Below are 15,554 nucleotides of genomic sequence, written 5' to 3'. Positions count from 1 at the left end.
GATGTTCTTTTTGCCTTCGCCAAAATCCACTTCTCCGTCGCAGTCCTTCAGGATAAAGTGATCTCTGTGCTCATCCCAGTTGTACTTGTCTGTATTTAAGTTAAAGCCTCTTTCTTCTTCCACACCGAGAATATCGTCCAGCTGGAAGAATTTACCCTGCCACTGATGAGCGCCAGGCTCACCTACGCCGATAAAGCCGCCGCCGTTATAGACAAACTCACGGACTGCAGTGCTTACTGTCTCATCGATCCAGTATTCTCCGCCGCTCTGGGCAGTATCTGCATCGCCGACATTGATCACAACGTCAAAATTCTTAAGAAGCGCCGGATCTGCCTTGATGTCCTCAAAGCTGATAAAGGAAACATCAAAAGGAGCGCCGCTTAAAGCCTCAATGATTCCGAAATAGGAATAATTCTGTTTGTAGTAAAGGCCATGATGAACCATATGATTTCCCCATGCGCGCATTTTGCCCCAACAGTTTAAGACAGCCACTTTCTTTACGCAGTATGGAGTAACGCCCTGAATATTGTCGTAAAGAGTACGGAACTCCTGACACACCTCTTTAATATAATCCACAAAATCCGGGAACTGGATGGCAAGCTTCAGATATCCGCCATAGCCGATTCTCTGGATCGGGCTTCTCAGGATCGCTCTTCTTGCAGTTACCCAGTTTACCTTTGCTTCTTTTACCGGATCTCCGCCTTCATGGAAGGTATCCGGGAAGAAATACGGAAGGAAACGTCCCTCTGTGTATTTTACATGTTTGATATCGCTGAACAGACGAAGTGTTGCACCGTTTCCAACGCTTCCAACCACAGCGTCAAGTCCGATCTGGGCAAATTCATCCATAAACGGCTCCATACCGATCCAGTGATCGCCCATGAACATCATGGCTTCCTTACCGTACTCATGAACAATGTCCACCATCTGTTTTGCAAGGAGAGCAACCTCTCTGCGCTGGAATGTCTGGAAATCACGGAATTCCTTTGACGGAATACGGTAAGTATTATTCATATAACCCTGGTCGATAATGTATTCCGGACGGAACGGATAACCCACTTCTTTTTCAAACTGTTCCAGAATATACGGACTTACTGATGCAGAATATCCGTACCAGTCCACATATTTTTCTCTTGCCATCTCGTCAAAAATCAGAGTGAACTGGTGGAAAAATGTGGTAAAACGGACTACGTCCACATAGTCATGGGTTTCCAGGAAACGGCGGAGACGTTTCAGAGAGTACTCTCTTGTGGCAGGCTGACGTACGTCAAAGGTCATCTGAGGCTCCACGTCCTTCCAGTCGTTGACAACTGCATTGTACATATGAACCGGATCCCACATAATATATGCAAGAAAGCTTACGGTATACTGATGAAAAGGAACTGCCTGAATCCTGACATTTCCGGTTTCCTCATTATAAGACCATTTTTCGCATGGAACCGGCTGTCCTGTGGTGCGGTCCATAACCTCCCACCATTTGCGGATATCATCTCTTGTATTTACAGCAAGCATATCCGGGTAAAGATGATCCATCAGGTGAATTTCCAGAGATTCTTCCACTGCTGTGTGGATGGATGTCATAATATACATCTGCTGGATCTCTTCCGGATGCGCTTTTGCCCAGTCGTTATCCTTACGTGTTGTGTAATAAGTTGCATAGATCTTGGATCCGGTATCCTTCAGTTCCTGAGGAAACTCTGTTCCGTCACAGTCACGGATGGCATCTGCGCCCCACTCTTTCATAATATCAAGTGTCTCTCTGATCACGTCCAGATCTGTAGGAATCGTGACTCTTCCTCTTTTTTCTGCCATGTTCATACCTCCATATAATTTGTGTAAAAAACTCCCTGTACATACGCTTAGTTTTTTCATTATGATTATAGAATAATAATTCCTGCACATGAATTCAATTCTCTTTTTGCTTTGTTTTTTAGAAATCTTGCTGTAAGAATTTTTTTATGATATGATAACAGAAACTGCGGAAAGGAGTTTTTATGAGCAATCAGTCTCTTCATTTTTCATCAGAAACAGAAACTTCCATGAATGCTGTACTTATTTCAGCCTCAGCCTCACGCTATGAGGGAGACTGGTCCAGCATCCCCCATTCCCACACTTTTACAGAACTTTTTTATGTACGGGAGGGCAAAGGAAGCTTTCTGATTGAAAATCAGATTTTCCCTATTGAAAAAGACGATCTTATTATTGTCAATCCCCATCTGAGCCATACGGAAATTTCCAACGGAATCTCTCCTTTAAGTTATTTTACTGTGGGAGTGGACGGAATTTCCTTTTCTTTTAATGACCACCGGGATTTCCAGATCTTTAACTGCAGAAAAAAACAGGCGGATCTTCTTTTTTATTTTAACGCGATTTTCCAGGAGCTGGACAAAAAGGCAGAAGGATATGAAAGCATCTGCATGCATCTTCTGGAAATCCTTACCCTGCAGCTGAAACGGCTTACAGATTCTGCCTTTGAAGTCATTTCTTCTCAGCACCCCAGCCGAGCCTGCGCTGCTGTAAAACGGTATCTGGATTCCAGTTACAGCGAATCCATTACTCTGGATGATCTTGCTGTTTTCAGCCATCTGAACAAATATTATCTGAGCCATGAATTTACAAAATACTATGGAATTTCTCCTATCAGTTACCTGAACCGGAAACGAATCGAGGTGTGCAAAGAACTTCTGGAAAATTCCGATTATGGAATCTCAGATATTGCTCACCAGGCCGGCTTTTCCTCTCAGAGCTATCTGTCCCAGAGCTTCCGCAAATACTGCGGTATGTCTGCCGGAACCTACCGGAAGCTTATAAAACAGAATAAAAAGCAGATTACTTCTGACTCCGGTGCCCAATATACAGAAAAGGAAGCAGGAACCTCTCTATGAATCGATCAGTGACCTACCATATAACAGAAGCAGATGCCAGCATGCAGATTCTGGATTTTCTGCGTTCAAAAGGTTTTTCCAGACATATCCTTTCTTCCATGAAGGCAGAAAAAAACGCCATTTCTCTCAATGGCGAAAAAGCAGGAGGACGTACCTTATTAAAAAATCATGATATTCTGAACATCCTGGTTCCGGAAACAGGATCCACAGAGCATATAATTCCGGTTCCCATGGAGCTTTCTGTTTTATATGAAGATGAAGATATTCTTGCTGTGGACAAGCCTGCGGGAATGCCGGTGCATCCTTCCATGGGGAATTATGAAAACACTCTGGCAAACGGCGTTGCCTTTTATTTTGAAAGCAGAAATCTTTTCTGCCCCTTCCGCTGCATCAACCGCCTTGACAGAGATACCTCCGGCGCTCTGATCCTGGCAAAAAATCCTTTAAGCGCCGCCATCCTCTCCACTCAGATGAAACGCCGGGAAATCTGCCGCACCTACCTGGCAGTGGTAAAAGGAATCCCTCCTGAAAAGGGAAAAATCTCCGCGCCTATTGCAAGGCTTGGAGATTCTGTCATTCAAAGATGTGTGGATTTTAGCAGAGGAGAATCTGCAGTTACCTTTTATGAAAGGCTGGATATCAGAAATGATCACTCTCTTCTGGAACTTCATCTGGAAACCGGGCGTACCCATCAGATCCGCGTGCACATGGGATATCTGGGCTACCCGCTTCCGGCGGACTATCTGTACTGTCCGGACTACAGCCGGTTCAGCCGCCAGCCTCTTCACTCCGTACAGATAGAATTTTCTCATCCCATAACCGGCAAACGGCTGTGTCTCACAGCGCCTGTGCCTCCGGATATGGTTCAGGGATTTTTATGATCTGTTTTTTTCGTAGATCACAAGAAGTCCCTTCAGAAGAAGATCCGCATCCCAGATCATTTCTCTTTTGCAGTGAGGAATGATCTTTTTTGACATTCCCCCGGTAGCGATCACGGTTACATCCTGTCCCAGATACTCTTCGATCCTGTCCACAATGCCGTCCACTGCCGCCGCGTTTCCATAAAGGATTCCGCTTTTCATACAGTCCACTGTGTTTCTTCCGATCAGTCGTTTAGGCTCTTCTATACTGATGCCGCTTAACTGGGATGCCCTTGCCGTAAGAGCGTCCAGCGAAACCCTTACTCCCGGAAGGATCATGCCTCCCATAAACCGTTTCTTTTCGTCTACCACGGAAACAGTTGTGGCTGTTCCCATATCCACGATCACCAGCGGCACCGGATAAAAGGTCATAGCTGCCACTGCGTCAGCCACCCGGTCAGCTCCCATTTCACTGGGATTATCAAGCATAATGTTAAGGCCTGTCTTCAGCCCGGGACCAACCACCATCACATCCTTTTTCAGGATCTTTTCTGCAGCAAGTCTGGCTACATTTGTGATCTGGGGAACAACAGAGGAAATAATACATCCCTCAATTTCCTGCCCCTTAATGTGATAAATATCAAGAACTGTTTTCAGATCAATGGCATATTCCAGTTCTGTTTTTGTACGAACAGTAGAAAGACGTTCCACAAAATATATCTTTTCTCTGTCTATACATCCCACTACAATATTTGTATTTCCAATATCAATCGCTAAGATCATTCTTGTTCATTCCTTTATCAGATACTCTGTTTCACCGCAATCTGAGATGCCGGGATCAGCCTTGCTCTGGAAAGCGCGGTCCCCACTGCTCCGGTGATCACTGTAGACGCAGCCATTTCACAGACTGCATTAATACCTACAAAAGCACAGCAGAACAATAGTACATTCTGCCCACCTATCAGCTCTCTGATATATTCCGTATTTCCAAACATTCCCACAAGCGCTGTCATAAAAAATACCGTGTTCAGAAACGCTGAGAAAAATCCGGTCACTGCGCAGGAAACATAAATATTGGCTTTTTTCCGTACTGTTCTGAAAATATATCCCACACAAACTCCCATAAGAAGCCTTGGAATAAATCTCTGCAGAAAAGCAAGAACAGGGCTGATGCCGAACAATACCGCGCCCATAGCGCTGGTTCCTCCGATTCCGATACACTGTCCGAAGCTGGTCAGTCCGAAAATGGCTCCGGCCACTGCCCCGCCTGCGGGACCAAGTACCACGGCGCTGACAGCCACCGGGATCACATTAAAGGAGATCGCCAGAGGCCCGATATTCAGATAGCCCAGAGGGGTGTATGCCATAAGCAGAAGAACCCCTGACATCAGTCCCAGTACAGTAAGCTGTGATGTTGTGAATTTCTTTTTTGTTTTCATTTTTTCCTCCTTGTTATCGTTCCCTCCTACAGGGATACAATACGGTGCGGAACTGCGGGCGGTAAGTGTATTTGCCCGCTTCCTGATAAACGGGTTACACTTCCCTTTCTTTACAGACAGAAAGGATTTTATCCAGAATGGCGTTGGCTGCATCCTCCTTGCTCATCAGCTGAAGTGATACGTCCTCATTCTGTGTAATCAGGGTCAGGATATTGGTATCCCCCTGGAATCCGGCGCCGGCCTCTTTTAAATTGTTGGCTGCCACCATGTCCAGATGCTTTTTCTCAAGCTTGGCCCTGGAATTACCGATCATATTCTGTGTTTCCATGGAAAAACCGCATAAAAACTGTCCCGGACGTCTGTGCTCTCCCAGATATTTCAGGATATCGTCTGTCCTTTCCAGCTCAATACTCATTTCTCCATCCTGTTTTTTTACCTTTTCATCAGCTACGTGAAGCGGACGGTAATCTGCCACTGCCGCAGCCTTGATAATAATATCCTGTTCCTCACTTACTGATGTGACTGTCTCAAACATGTCCCTTGCAGTGACAACAGGAATCATTTTTACAAAGGGCGGAGCCGCAATGGCGCAGGGACCGCTTACCAGCGTAACCTCAGCTCCCCGCAGCATGGCAGCTCTGGCCAGGGCATATCCCATTTTGCCTGAGGAGTGATTGGTAATATAGCGGACCGGATCAATGGCCTCCTGAGTGGGACCTGCAGTGACAAGAACTTTTTTGCCCTTTAAGTCCTTCTCACAGGCAATTTCCTTCAGGATATACTGTAAGAGGATTTCCGGCTCCGGCATTTTGCCTGCTCCCGTATCTCCGCATGCAAGATATCCCACAGCCGGATCGATCACTTCATAATCGTAACGGCGAAGAATCTTCAGATTATCCTGGAGAATGGGATTCTCGTACATATTGGTGTTCATGGCAGGAGAAATATACTTTTTACATTTACATGCCATGACCGTGGTGGTAAGCATATCGTCTGCAATCCCGTGGGCAAGCTTTCCGATCACATTGGCGCTTGCAGGAGCGATCATCACCATATCTGCCTGTTTTGCAATGGACACATGCTCTACCTGAAACTGAAAGTTCCGGTCAAAGGTATCCACCAGACACTTGTTTCCGGTGAGAGATTCAAATGTAATGGGATTGATAAAATTCGTGGCATTCTCTGTCATTAGTACATGAACCTGCGCGTGCAGCTTTTTCAGCGCGCTGGCAAGATATGCGATCTTATATGCGGCAATACTTCCGGTTACACCCAGAAGTACTGTTTTTCCCTTTAACATTCCGGTTTCCTCCCTTTCATGGCCTGAAAAGACCAAAGCTTTTTTACCTGTCCATTTATTTTACCAATCCCTTCTTTTAATTGCAATGGATTTTTCCTGTGTTTATATTTTTATACACCCTTGATGGCGGCATGTTGTACTGTGTATACCGGATTCCGGCATATATATCAATCTCCCTTTTGGCAGCTCGGGCTTACCTCTGCTCTGTCACTCTGTATAAAAAAAGTGCCAACCATTACCTGGCAGTAACTCTTTTATGGAAAATAACTCTTCTGTAATTGACCTTGAGTGTGTTTTTTCTTATAATAAATGCAAAACGATAAATGAGGAAATACCGGATTTTAACACAGAAAATAAACGGACACCAAAAATTGCCGGAACCGATCTGTCTATGATACGTGGATAAACAGGAATTACTTTGTGCGTTTTTTGAATTTGCTCATTTACAGTACAGAAAATTTTTACAAAGGAGACTTCACAATGAAAGACTATACCGAATATATCATTCAGCAGGCGCAGAAACTTCTTTCCATTGACAGTCCTTCCGGATACACAGAACATGTATCCCAGTGGCTTCTGGAAACCTACAGAGAAATGGGATATGATCCGCAGCTTACCACAAAGGGCGGCGTTCTGGTGCAGATCTCCCGGGGCACAGAGGAAAATACAGAGGATCCTGCAAAGGGACCTGTTATGCTGATGGCACATACCGACACACTGGGAGCCATGGTTTCTTCTATTACCGGCGAGGGCCGGCTGAAGCTCAGTCCTTTAGGAGGAATGAATGCAAATAATGCGGAAGCAGAAAACTGCCGTATCATTACAAGAGAGGGAAAAACCTATACCGGAACTTTCCAGTTAAGCAACGCCTCCATTCACGTAAACGGAGAATACAATGATACAAAAAGAACCTACAAGGACATGGAGGTTCTTCTGGACGAGCTGGTAACTTCTGCCGAGGAGGTAAAAGCTCTTGGTATTATGACCGGAGACATTGTCTGCTTTGATCCCAGAACAGTTGTCACTCCTTCCGGCTTTATTAAAAGCCGTTTTCTGGATGACAAGCTGAGTACTGCCATTCTTCTGGGCTATGCCAAATATTTAAAAGATGAAAATATTACTCCTGACCGCAGGATCTACCAGCACATTACCGTATTTGAGGAAGTTGGACACGGCGGCTGCGCTTCCATACCGGAACAGGTGACAGAGCTTCTGTCCGTGGATATGGGCTGTGTAGGGGAAGGTCTGGAATGTACGGAATGTCAGGTTTCCATCTGCGCCAAGGACAGCCGGGGACCTTATCATTATGATGTTGTTTCCGGACTTATCCGGGCTGCCAGACAGGCGGATGTGGATTTTGCCGTAGATGTATACCCGTATTACGGTTCTGATGCAGATGCAGCTTTAAGCGCGGGAGTGGATGCGCGCCACGGTCTTATCGGTCCGGGCGTATACGCTTCTCACGGATATGAAAGAAGCCACAAAAAAGGTGTGGAAAATACCTTCAATCTTCTGAAAAGCTATCTTGGATAATTTAGGGAACCTGTAGCTTTCCCTGACAACCAGTTATTAAAAGGAGACACATTTTATGGATTCCTGTCAGATCACGCAATGGTGCGCCCGGTTTATCCGGGAACAGGTAAAACCCGGAGATCTGTGTATTGACGCCACCATGGGAAACGGAAACGACACCCTGCTTTTAAGTACACTCTGTAAAGAAAACGGACAGGTACTGGCCTTTGACATTCAGGAAATGGCTCTTACTAATACCAGAAAGCGCCTGCAGTGTGCAGGCGCTCCCGAAAATTATCAGCTGATCCTTGATTCCCATACCAATATGGGCAGTTATGCTTCTCCAGGATCTGTCAGCTGTATTGTATTTAATCTGGGCTATCTTCCCGGAGGAGATCATTCCCTGTCCACAAAGGCCGAAACCAGCATCCAGGCTCTGGAGCAGGGACTCTCTCTGCTTCAGAAAAACGGGCTGATCTCCCTTTGCATTTACAGCGGAGGGGACTCCGGATTTCAGGAACGGAACCAGGTTCTTGCCTGGCTTTCTGCTCTGGATCCTAGGAAGTATCTGGTGATCCGCAACGATTATTTTAACCGTCCCAATAATCCGCCCATCCCTGTTCTTATCATAAAGCTGTAAGCCCGCTCCAGGTCTTAAAGAATATCAATATATTCTCCGTTCAGAGCCTTGTTCATGCTTCGTACCGCGCAGAATTTTCCGCACATGGAGCAGGTATCCTCATGCTCCGGAGCTCTGTCATCCCGGATGCTTCTGGCAGTGTCCGGGTCAATGGAGCACTCCCACTGTTTTTCCCAGTCAAAGGTTCTTCTTGCATCTGCCATGGCATCGTCCATGTCTCTTGCATGAGGAACTTTTTTTGCAATATCCGCTGCATGTGCCGCGATCCTGGATGCGATGATCCCCTGCTTCACATCCTCCACATTGGGAAGGGCCAGATGCTCTGCAGGAGTTACGTAGCAGAGGAAGGCGGCTCCTGCTGAAGCTGCAACGGCTCCTCCAATGGCAGAAGTGATGTGATCATAGCCCGGCGCAATATCCGTAACAATCGGTCCCAGAACATAAAAGGGCGCTCCCATGCAGATGGACTGCTGCAGCTTCATGTTTGCCTCGATCTGATCAAGAGGCATATGTCCCGGTCCCTCAACCATAACCTGCACATCCTTTTCCCAGGCTCTCTTTGTCAGCTCACCCAGACGGACCAGCTCCTCAATCTGGCATACATCGCTGGCGTCTGCCAGACAGCCGGGCCGGCAGGCATCGCCAAGAGAAATCGTCACATCATATTCCCGGCAGATATCCAGAATCTCATCATAATACTCATAAAAAGGATTCTCCTCCCCTGTCATGCTCATCCAGGCAAAAACAAGAGAACCTCCTCTGGATACAATGTTCATTTTTCTTTTGTGTTTTTTGATCTGATCAATGGTCTTTCTGGTAATTCCGCAGTGAAGAGTCACAAAATCAACGCCGTCCTGTGCATGAAGCCGGATCACGTCAATAAAATCCTTTGCAGTCAAAGTAGAAAGATCTCTCTGATAATGGATCACACTGTCATAAACAGGAACGGTTCCGATCATAGCCGGGCATTCCCGGATCAGTTTTTTGCGGAAAGGCTGTGTGTTTCCGTGAGAGGAAAGATCCATAATAGCCTCAGCTCCCATATTCACTGCTGCCATTACCTTTTCCATTTCAATGTCATAATCCTTACAGTCTCTGGAAACTCCAAGATTCACATTGATCTTTGTACGCAGCATGGAGCCTACTCCATTTGGCTCAATACAGGTGTGAAGCCTGTTGGCGCAGATAGCCACCTGGCCTTTTGCAACAAGCTCTCTGATTTCTTCCTCTGTGCGGTACTCTTTTGCTGCAACCTTTTTCATTTCCGGGGTGATAATTCCACGTCTTGCAGCCTCCATCTGTGTTTTATATTCTCTCATAAAGCGTTTCCTTTCCGTGTATTTATTTTTGTAATAATGATTTTATTCATTTGTATCTATTTTCTGTTTTACAGATTTGCCATATAAAAAGCATGATCCAGAGGGCCGCTTCCCTTTCCCAGGTCCAGTCCGGCTTCCAGAGCCTTTGAAATATATTCCTTTGCTTTTCTTACCGCCTCTTCCATTTCCATTCCCTTTGCAAGATTGGATGCGATCGCCGAAGAAAGGGTACAGCCTGTTCCGTGGGTATTGGGATTATGGATTCTTCTTCCTCTGATCCAGATCTTCTGTCCTTCCATGCAGAGAAGATCATCTGCATCACTGATGCTGTGGCCTCCTTTTAAAAGAACTGCCTTTGCGCCAAGATCACTGAGCTTTTCTGCTGCCGCCTCCATATCCTGTTTATTCTTTATCTCACAGCCGGAAAGAATTTCTGCCTCCGGAATATTTGGCGTGATCAGAGACGCAAGGGGAAACAGCTCTTTTATCATCATCTCTGCCCCGTTATTTTTCATCAGGGAGGAGCCGCTGGAAGCCACCATAACCGGATCCACCACCACGTTTTTTGCCTGATAAAACCGAAGCTTCTCTCCAATTACCTGAATCAGTTCTTTTGAAGATACCATGCCGATCTTTACTGCTTCCGGGTAAATATCTTCGAATACCGCATCCAGCTGGTCTCCCAGAAATTCTGGCGGAACCTCCATGACAGAGCGCACGCCTGTTGTATTCTGGGCAGTCAGGGCCGTTATGGCGCTCATGGCATACACGCCGTTTGTGATCATGGTTTTAATATCTGCCTGGATCCCGGCGCCCCCGCTGGAATCACTTCCTGCAATAGTCAGAACTGCATGAACGCTCATAGGTTTAAAACCTCCTGTATTTTTTTCTTCAGAAGAGCCGTTTCCTTCTGTATATCCTGAGCGGAAAAAATCCCGGACACTACGGCTGCCCCTGCCATTTTCCCTCCGGCAAGCTCTTCTATATTCTGCCTGGTGATCCCGCCGATGGCCACTGCCGGAACAGAAACCGCGCTGCAGATTTCTTTTAACTGATCTCTTGTAATACGAATGGCATCCTGTTTGGTAGGAGAAGGAAAAACAGCTCCCACCCCAAGATAATCCGCGCCCTCCTGTTCTGCTTTTTTGGCCTGCTCTGTAGTTTTTGCAGTGGCTCCTATGATAAAATCCTCCGGAACTGTTTTCCGTATGTCAGAAACCGCCATATCCTCTTTTCCCACATGCACACCGTCTGCTCCGCTTAAAAGCGCTGCCTTTACATTGTCGTTAATGATCAGAGGAACATGATAGCTGTGGCAGAGTTCTTTTATTTTTTCTGCTTCCTCCACAAGCCGGCTTTCCGGCAGGTCCTTTTCCCGAAGCTGGATCATGGTCGCTCCGCCCTTGAGAGCATCTTCAATCTGTTCGTACAGGGTCTGCCTGTCCGTCCATTTTCTGTCTGTCACTGCATAAAGAAGAAGCATATCTTTATGAAATTTCATGTTGATCTTTTGTCCTTTCCCCTTATTCAGAATACAAAGCTCTGTAAAAATATTTTTTCTCTTTTATTCCTGTCTTTTAAACTCCTGCAAATAATTTTCCGGATCGCTCCTGTGTCTTAAACTCCTGCAAATAATCCTCCGGATCTTCGCAGACCATAAGCCCGCTCATAACACAGGCGCCTGCCGCCCCTGCCCTTTTCACCTGACGGATATGAACGGGCGCGATCCCGCCAATGGCATAAACCGGTATAGAAACGCCTGCGCATACGTTTTTCAGAAACTCCAGTCCCCTCCCGGGCAGACCCTTTTTACAGTCCGTATCAAAAATGTGCCCTGCCGTAATATAAGTGCATCCCAGCCTTTCTGCCAGTACCGCATCCTCCACAGAATGGCAGGACGCTCCAAGAACCGGGAATTTCTGACGCTGGCTGTCATTCATTTCCATAAGAACCGGAAGAGGAAGATGAAGGCTGTCACATCCCAGCTCCAGAGCTGTTTCCGGAAAGCTGTGCAGAATGCAGACAGTTTTCTGTTCTCTGCAGATTTTAAGCACCTTCTTTGCAAGCTCTTTATATTCCTTTTCTGAAAGATCCTTTTCTCTCAGAATCACAGCTGCCGGACAGGCAGCCGCAATCTTTCTGATTCTGGCAAAAAAATCTTCCCGGCACAGTTTTCTGTTTGTGATACAGAAAATGTCTGAGCCTGCGTTTTTTTCAGACATATACATAATCGTTCAGAACCGGCTGAAGTCCTTCTTCTGCAATATCTCTGTACATCACATCCAGACTTCTGCTGTCATCAATTTCAAACTGTTCATCGCCTTTTGCTTCCTCTGATTTCCTGCCATTATACTTGCTTTCATGATCGCCGATCCCTGTGGATACCCCAGCGGAAATCTTTGTGGCAGCAATCTTTACAATACCGTTCCGAAATTCTGCGCTTTCCCTGGAAGATACGGTAATTCCTGCAAAAGGCAGAAAAATACGATATGCGCAGATAATCTGGCAAAGCTGCTTTTCATGAACATCCAGAGGGTTGATCTTATCATTGTTAATAATAGGACGAAGTCTCGGACAGGACAGAGACATCTCTGCATGAGGATATTTGCGCTGCAGATAATACACATGAAGGCCGGTGGCCAGCGCATCCCTGCGAAAATCTGAAAGTCCGAGAAGCGCTGAAAAAGCCACTCCTCTCATACCGCCCCGCAAAGCCCGCTCCTGGGCGTCAAAACGGTAGGGCCATACTCTTTTGTGTCCCATCAGATGAAGCTGTTCATATTTATCCGTATCATAGGTTTCCTGAAATACTGTCACATAATCTGCGCCGCACTGGTGAAGATAGGCATATTCATCTGTATTTACCGGATAGATTTCCAGGCCGACCATACGAAAATATTTCCGCGCAAGCCTGCAGGCCTCTCCAATATACGTTACGTCACTCTGACTGCGGCTTTCTCCTGTAAGGATTAAAATCTCCTCCATACCGCTGTCTGCAATGATCTTCATTTCTTTTTCAATCTGCTCCATGGAAAGCTTCATGCGGCTGATGTGGTTATAGCAGTTAAATCCACAGTATACACAGTAATTCTCGCAGTAGTTTGCAATATACAGAGGCGTAAAAAGATACACTGTGTTTCCGAAATGCCGTCCTGTTTCCATGCGGGCTCTCTGAGCCATTTCCTCAAGAAACGGCTCTGCCGCCGGAGAAAGCAGAGCTTTAAAATCCTCCACTGAGCAGGTTTCATGATTCAGCGCAGCCCTTACGTCAGATGCTGTGTAAACCGTATAATCATAGCTTTTCACCTGATCCATAACCTGTCCGCACACCTGGGATCTGATCTTTTCCATCCCGGGCAGATATTCCATATGATTTTTCCGGGAAGAGGGATCTGTCTCCAGACGGTGCTTTTTTTCCAGAGCCTTTTCAGAAAGATACTCAGAATCTACAAAAAACTGATTTTCCACTTCACTCACCTCTAATCTCTTAAAAATCCTGTCAGCGGATCAGAAGCAGCGGCGCCTCTTGTAAGCACTCTTCCAAGACCTGCAAGATACGCCTTGCGTCCGGCTTCAATGGCCTGTTTAAAAGCTGCAGCCATCAAAGGCAGGTTTCCCGCTGTGGCAAGAGCTGTGTTTGCCATAATTGCCGCCGCTCCCATTTCCATTGCCTCACAGGCCTGAGAAGGCTTCCCGATCCCCGCATCAACAATAATGGGAAGATCGATCTCATCAATAAGGATCTGGATAAAATCCTTTGTTGCCAGACCTTTATTCGATCCAATAGGGGATGCCAGAGGCATCACTGCCGCCGCTCCTGCATTTACCAGATCGCGGGCAGTGTTCAGATCCGGATACATATACGGCATTACCACAAATCCTTTATCTGCCAGAATCTCTGTTGCCTTTACGGTTTCCTGATTGTCAGGAAGCAGATATTTAGAATCGCGCATGATCTCTATTTTTACAAAATCCCCACATCCAAGCTCCCGGGCAAGACAGGCAATTCTTACTGCTTCCTCTGCATTTCTTGCTCCGCTTGTATTTGGAAGAAGGGTCACTCCTTCCGGAATAAAATCCAGGATATTCTCCTGGTCCTTTGTATTTGCCCGGCGTACTGCCAGTGTAATAATTTCTGCTCCGGCGTCCTTTACTGCCGCCTGGATCAGCTTCAGGGAATACTTTCCTGAGCCGAGAATAAAACGGGAGTTAAATTCATGTCCCCCTATGATCAGCTTATCATTCATTGTCCCTTTCCTCTCTTTGTGCATTGTTCTTCCACTGTAATTTGCGCAGTTAAATATCTCACGATTTACAGTGCGCTTTCCCATTGACAGCTGCTGTCTGGAATAAGCTTTGATTCATTACCGTTGCTGCAAAATTACAGTGACAGTATTATTTACCGGCAAGTATGCGCAGGACTGCGTGAGCCTGGTGGGCTGCACACACCATCACTCTGGAAGCCACAAGACTGTGCTGCTCTTTTATCTCGCTGATCTCATCCCCGCAGAGATAAAAATGCTCTGTAATCTTCCTTGTCCGGATATCGTTGGCGCTTCCCATTCCTGCCATTCCCGATGCTGCTACCAGATATTTTCCCTGCATGCTGCAGAGCACCACATCGGTAAGCATGGCTTTGCTTTCTGCATCATCAAAAGCCTCACAGATAATATCCGCATCCTTTAAAAGCTCCCTTGCATTGTCCCGGGTGATTTTTACATTATGTACTTCTGTGCTCAGATACGGTGCGATTTCTCTGAGATTTTCTCTCAGCGCTTCTGTTTTGCACTTTCCCACCTGTGCCGCTTTATACTGCTGGCGGTGAAGATTTGTGACATCTACACAGTCAAAATCAATCAGGATCAGCTTGCCGATTCCGGCTCTGGCAAGGGCAATGGCAATATGTGAGCCCAGTCCTCCCAGTCCGCAGACCGCCACCACTGCGGAAGAAAATTTCTTCTGCAGTTCTTTTCCGTGGCGCATTTCAAATGCCTGTTCCATTTCTTCTCTGGTTGGAATCATTCAGCCTCCTCCTACAAAGCTTACAATCTCAATGCTGTCTCCATTTTTTAACACTGTATCAGAATACTCTGCCTTTGGCACAATTTCTCCGTTTTTTTCTACCGCTACACGCTGCATCTGATAACCTGCGTTCTCCAGGTATTCTGTCAGAGTCTTTCCTTCCGCATCCAGAAGCTCCCCATTGATCTTTACCATATTTTTTCACCTCTTTTCCAGCAGAAACCAGACTGTTTTGCCCCGCATTTCAAAATCCCATGGAAAAGGAACTGCTTTCCCGGTAAATAAAAAACGAGAAACTACCAGCTTCGGTAATTTCCCGTTATACATACACTTATGCTCAGGCATCCCTACGTTGGCATTATCCAAATCAGGTTATCGGTCGAAGGTCATACCTTCCTCTCAGCCTGTCATACAAGCTCCCGTCTGCTTTATTTTGTTTTACTGTTTATCATAGGTTACTGTTCCCGGCAACCTGTGAACAGTAATTATTATATACTTCTGTACTGTAAATTACAAGGATTTTGCATCTGATTTTTATTAAAAACGTAAATAATGGTTACTGTCACACGGCACTATC

Annotated in this window: 16 protein-coding genes and 1 riboswitch; of the genes, 4 read left to right on the top strand and 12 right to left on the bottom strand. The window is 46.1% G+C overall.

Annotated elements, in window-relative coordinates; genetic code table 11:
- A partial coding sequence (gene gnpA / locus QVP40_RS02760) for a 1,3-beta-galactosyl-N-acetylhexosamine phosphorylase (protein WP_288200266.1) occupies positions 1–1,812 on the bottom strand: 1,812 nt, incomplete at its 3' end.
- 182 nt (positions 1,813–1,994) lie between these two features.
- Between gnpA and QVP40_RS02755 the strand changes: the two genes are divergently transcribed.
- Together QVP40_RS02755 and QVP40_RS02750 are read left to right on the top strand one after the other, a co-directional pair.
- Positions 1,995–2,885: a helix-turn-helix transcriptional regulator gene (locus QVP40_RS02755; RefSeq protein WP_022066976.1), complete on the top strand. Its 891-nt coding sequence runs from the start codon at positions 1,995–1,997 to the stop codon at positions 2,883–2,885.
- Positions 2,882–3,766 (top strand): RluA family pseudouridine synthase, encoded by an 885-nt coding sequence (locus QVP40_RS02750; protein ID WP_022066975.1) that lies wholly within the window; start codon positions 2,882–2,884, stop codon positions 3,764–3,766. Before QVP40_RS02755 ends, QVP40_RS02750 begins: the two co-directional genes overlap by 4 nt.
- On the opposite strand, the gene QVP40_RS02745 is transcribed toward QVP40_RS02750, so the two are convergent.
- The 3 genes from QVP40_RS02745 to coaBC form a co-directional block, all read right to left on the bottom strand.
- Complete coding sequence (locus tag QVP40_RS02745) at positions 3,761–4,528, bottom strand: type III pantothenate kinase (RefSeq protein WP_022066974.1); 768 nt, start codon at positions 4,526–4,528, stop codon at positions 3,761–3,763. The genes QVP40_RS02750 and QVP40_RS02745 overlap by 6 nt on opposite strands.
- Before the next feature lie 17 nt (positions 4,529–4,545).
- On the bottom strand, positions 4,546–5,184 hold the full coding sequence (locus QVP40_RS02740; RefSeq protein ID WP_022066973.1) for an ECF transporter S component: 639 nt from the start codon (positions 5,182–5,184) through the stop codon (positions 4,546–4,548).
- A 94-nt stretch (positions 5,185–5,278) separates the two neighbouring features.
- Complete coding sequence (gene coaBC, locus QVP40_RS02735; protein WP_022066972.1) at positions 5,279–6,484, bottom strand: bifunctional phosphopantothenoylcysteine decarboxylase/phosphopantothenate--cysteine ligase CoaBC; 1,206 nt, start codon at positions 6,482–6,484, stop codon at positions 5,279–5,281.
- Between the two features lie 480 nt (positions 6,485–6,964).
- Between coaBC and QVP40_RS02730 the strand changes: the two genes are divergently transcribed.
- Both QVP40_RS02730 and QVP40_RS02725 read left to right on the top strand, forming a co-directional pair.
- Positions 6,965–8,017 carry a M42 family metallopeptidase gene (locus QVP40_RS02730; RefSeq protein ID WP_022066971.1) on the top strand — a complete coding sequence of 351 codons (1,053 nt, stop codon included), beginning with the start codon at positions 6,965–6,967 and terminating at the stop codon, positions 8,015–8,017.
- Positions 8,018–8,072: 55 nt separating this feature from the next.
- Entirely contained in the window at positions 8,073–8,636 is a 564-nt protein-coding gene (locus QVP40_RS02725) for a class I SAM-dependent methyltransferase (protein ID WP_022066970.1), read from the top strand.
- 14 nt (positions 8,637–8,650) lie between these two features.
- Here QVP40_RS02725 and thiC read toward each other — a convergent pair whose 3' ends face one another.
- The 8 genes from thiC to thiS all read right to left on the bottom strand — a co-directional run bounded on the left by thiC (position 8,651) and on the right by thiS (position 15,172).
- Positions 8,651–9,955: a phosphomethylpyrimidine synthase ThiC gene (thiC, locus tag QVP40_RS02720; protein ID WP_022066969.1), complete on the bottom strand. Its 1,305-nt coding sequence runs from the start codon at positions 9,953–9,955 to the stop codon at positions 8,651–8,653.
- A gap of 68 nt (positions 9,956–10,023) precedes the next feature.
- Positions 10,024–10,818 carry a bifunctional hydroxymethylpyrimidine kinase/phosphomethylpyrimidine kinase gene (gene thiD / locus QVP40_RS02715; RefSeq protein WP_022066968.1) on the bottom strand — a complete coding sequence of 265 codons (795 nt, stop codon included), beginning with the start codon at positions 10,816–10,818 and terminating at the stop codon, positions 10,024–10,026.
- Positions 10,815–11,456 carry a thiamine phosphate synthase gene (gene thiE, locus QVP40_RS02710; protein ID WP_022066967.1) on the bottom strand — a complete coding sequence of 214 codons (642 nt, stop codon included), beginning with the start codon at positions 11,454–11,456 and terminating at the stop codon, positions 10,815–10,817. The genes thiD and thiE overlap by 4 nt, the downstream gene beginning before the upstream one ends.
- 76 nt (positions 11,457–11,532) lie before the next feature.
- Positions 11,533–12,177 (bottom strand): thiamine phosphate synthase, encoded by a 645-nt coding sequence (locus QVP40_RS02705; RefSeq protein WP_138270572.1) that lies wholly within the window; start codon positions 12,175–12,177, stop codon positions 11,533–11,535.
- Entirely contained in the window at positions 12,170–13,423 is a 1,254-nt protein-coding gene (gene thiH / locus QVP40_RS02700) for a 2-iminoacetate synthase ThiH (RefSeq protein WP_022066965.1), read from the bottom strand. Before thiH ends, QVP40_RS02705 begins: the two co-directional genes overlap by 8 nt.
- An 11-nt stretch (positions 13,424–13,434) precedes the next feature.
- Positions 13,435–14,202: a thiazole synthase gene (locus QVP40_RS02695; protein WP_022066964.1), complete on the bottom strand. Its 768-nt coding sequence runs from the start codon at positions 14,200–14,202 to the stop codon at positions 13,435–13,437.
- A 148-nt stretch (positions 14,203–14,350) separates the two neighbouring features.
- Positions 14,351–14,977, bottom strand: a complete 627-nt coding sequence (gene thiF, locus QVP40_RS02690; RefSeq protein WP_022066963.1) for a thiamine biosynthesis protein ThiF — start codon at positions 14,975–14,977, stop codon at positions 14,351–14,353.
- Positions 14,978–15,172 carry a sulfur carrier protein ThiS gene (thiS, locus tag QVP40_RS02685; RefSeq protein WP_022066962.1) on the bottom strand — a complete coding sequence of 65 codons (195 nt, stop codon included), beginning with the start codon at positions 15,170–15,172 and terminating at the stop codon, positions 14,978–14,980.
- A gap of 132 nt (positions 15,173–15,304) precedes the next feature.
- Positions 15,305–15,411: riboswitch (TPP riboswitch) on the bottom strand.
- Positions 15,412–15,554 lie beyond the last annotated feature (143 nt).

Source organism: Blautia sp. CAG:257, assembly GCF_000433815.1.
In the GTDB taxonomy this organism is placed as follows: domain Bacteria; phylum Bacillota; class Clostridia; order Lachnospirales; family Lachnospiraceae; genus Blautia_A; species Blautia_A caecimuris.
Note: the sequence above shows the minus strand (reverse complement) of the source record. Positions and strands in the feature narration are given on the sequence as shown.

What these genes read in the sequence shown, in the direction of transcription:
- QVP40_RS02755 (WP_022066976.1), top strand. Translation starts at nt 1,995, where the DNA reads ATGAGCAATCAGTCTCTTCATTTTTCATCAGAAACAGAAACTTCCATG.
- QVP40_RS02750 (WP_022066975.1), top strand. Translation starts at nt 2,882, where the DNA reads ATGAATCGATCAGTGACCTACCATATAACAGAAGCAGATGCCAGCATG.
- QVP40_RS02745 (WP_022066974.1), bottom strand. Translation starts at nt 4,528, where the DNA reads ATGATCTTAGCGATTGATATTGGAAATACAAATATTGTAGTGGGATGT.
- QVP40_RS02740 (WP_022066973.1), bottom strand. Translation starts at nt 5,184, where the DNA reads ATGAAAACAAAAAAGAAATTCACAACATCACAGCTTACTGTACTGGGA.
- coaBC (WP_022066972.1), bottom strand. Translation starts at nt 6,484, where the DNA reads ATGTTAAAGGGAAAAACAGTACTTCTGGGTGTAACCGGAAGTATTGCC.
- QVP40_RS02730 (WP_022066971.1), top strand. Translation starts at nt 6,965, where the DNA reads ATGAAAGACTATACCGAATATATCATTCAGCAGGCGCAGAAACTTCTT.
- QVP40_RS02725 (WP_022066970.1), top strand. Translation starts at nt 8,073, where the DNA reads ATGGATTCCTGTCAGATCACGCAATGGTGCGCCCGGTTTATCCGGGAA.
- thiC (WP_022066969.1), bottom strand. Translation starts at nt 9,955, where the DNA reads ATGAGAGAATATAAAACACAGATGGAGGCTGCAAGACGTGGAATTATC.
- thiD (WP_022066968.1), bottom strand. Translation starts at nt 10,818, where the DNA reads ATGAGCGTTCATGCAGTTCTGACTATTGCAGGAAGTGATTCCAGCGGG.
- thiE (WP_022066967.1), bottom strand. Translation starts at nt 11,456, where the DNA reads ATGAAATTTCATAAAGATATGCTTCTTCTTTATGCAGTGACAGACAGA.
- QVP40_RS02705 (WP_138270572.1), bottom strand. Translation starts at nt 12,177, where the DNA reads ATGTCTGAAAAAAACGCAGGCTCAGACATTTTCTGTATCACAAACAGA.
- QVP40_RS02695 (WP_022066964.1), bottom strand. Translation starts at nt 14,202, where the DNA reads ATGAATGATAAGCTGATCATAGGGGGACATGAATTTAACTCCCGTTTT.
- thiF (WP_022066963.1), bottom strand. Translation starts at nt 14,977, where the DNA reads ATGATTCCAACCAGAGAAGAAATGGAACAGGCATTTGAAATGCGCCAC.
- thiS (WP_022066962.1), bottom strand. Translation starts at nt 15,172, where the DNA reads ATGGTAAAGATCAATGGGGAGCTTCTGGATGCGGAAGGAAAGACTCTG.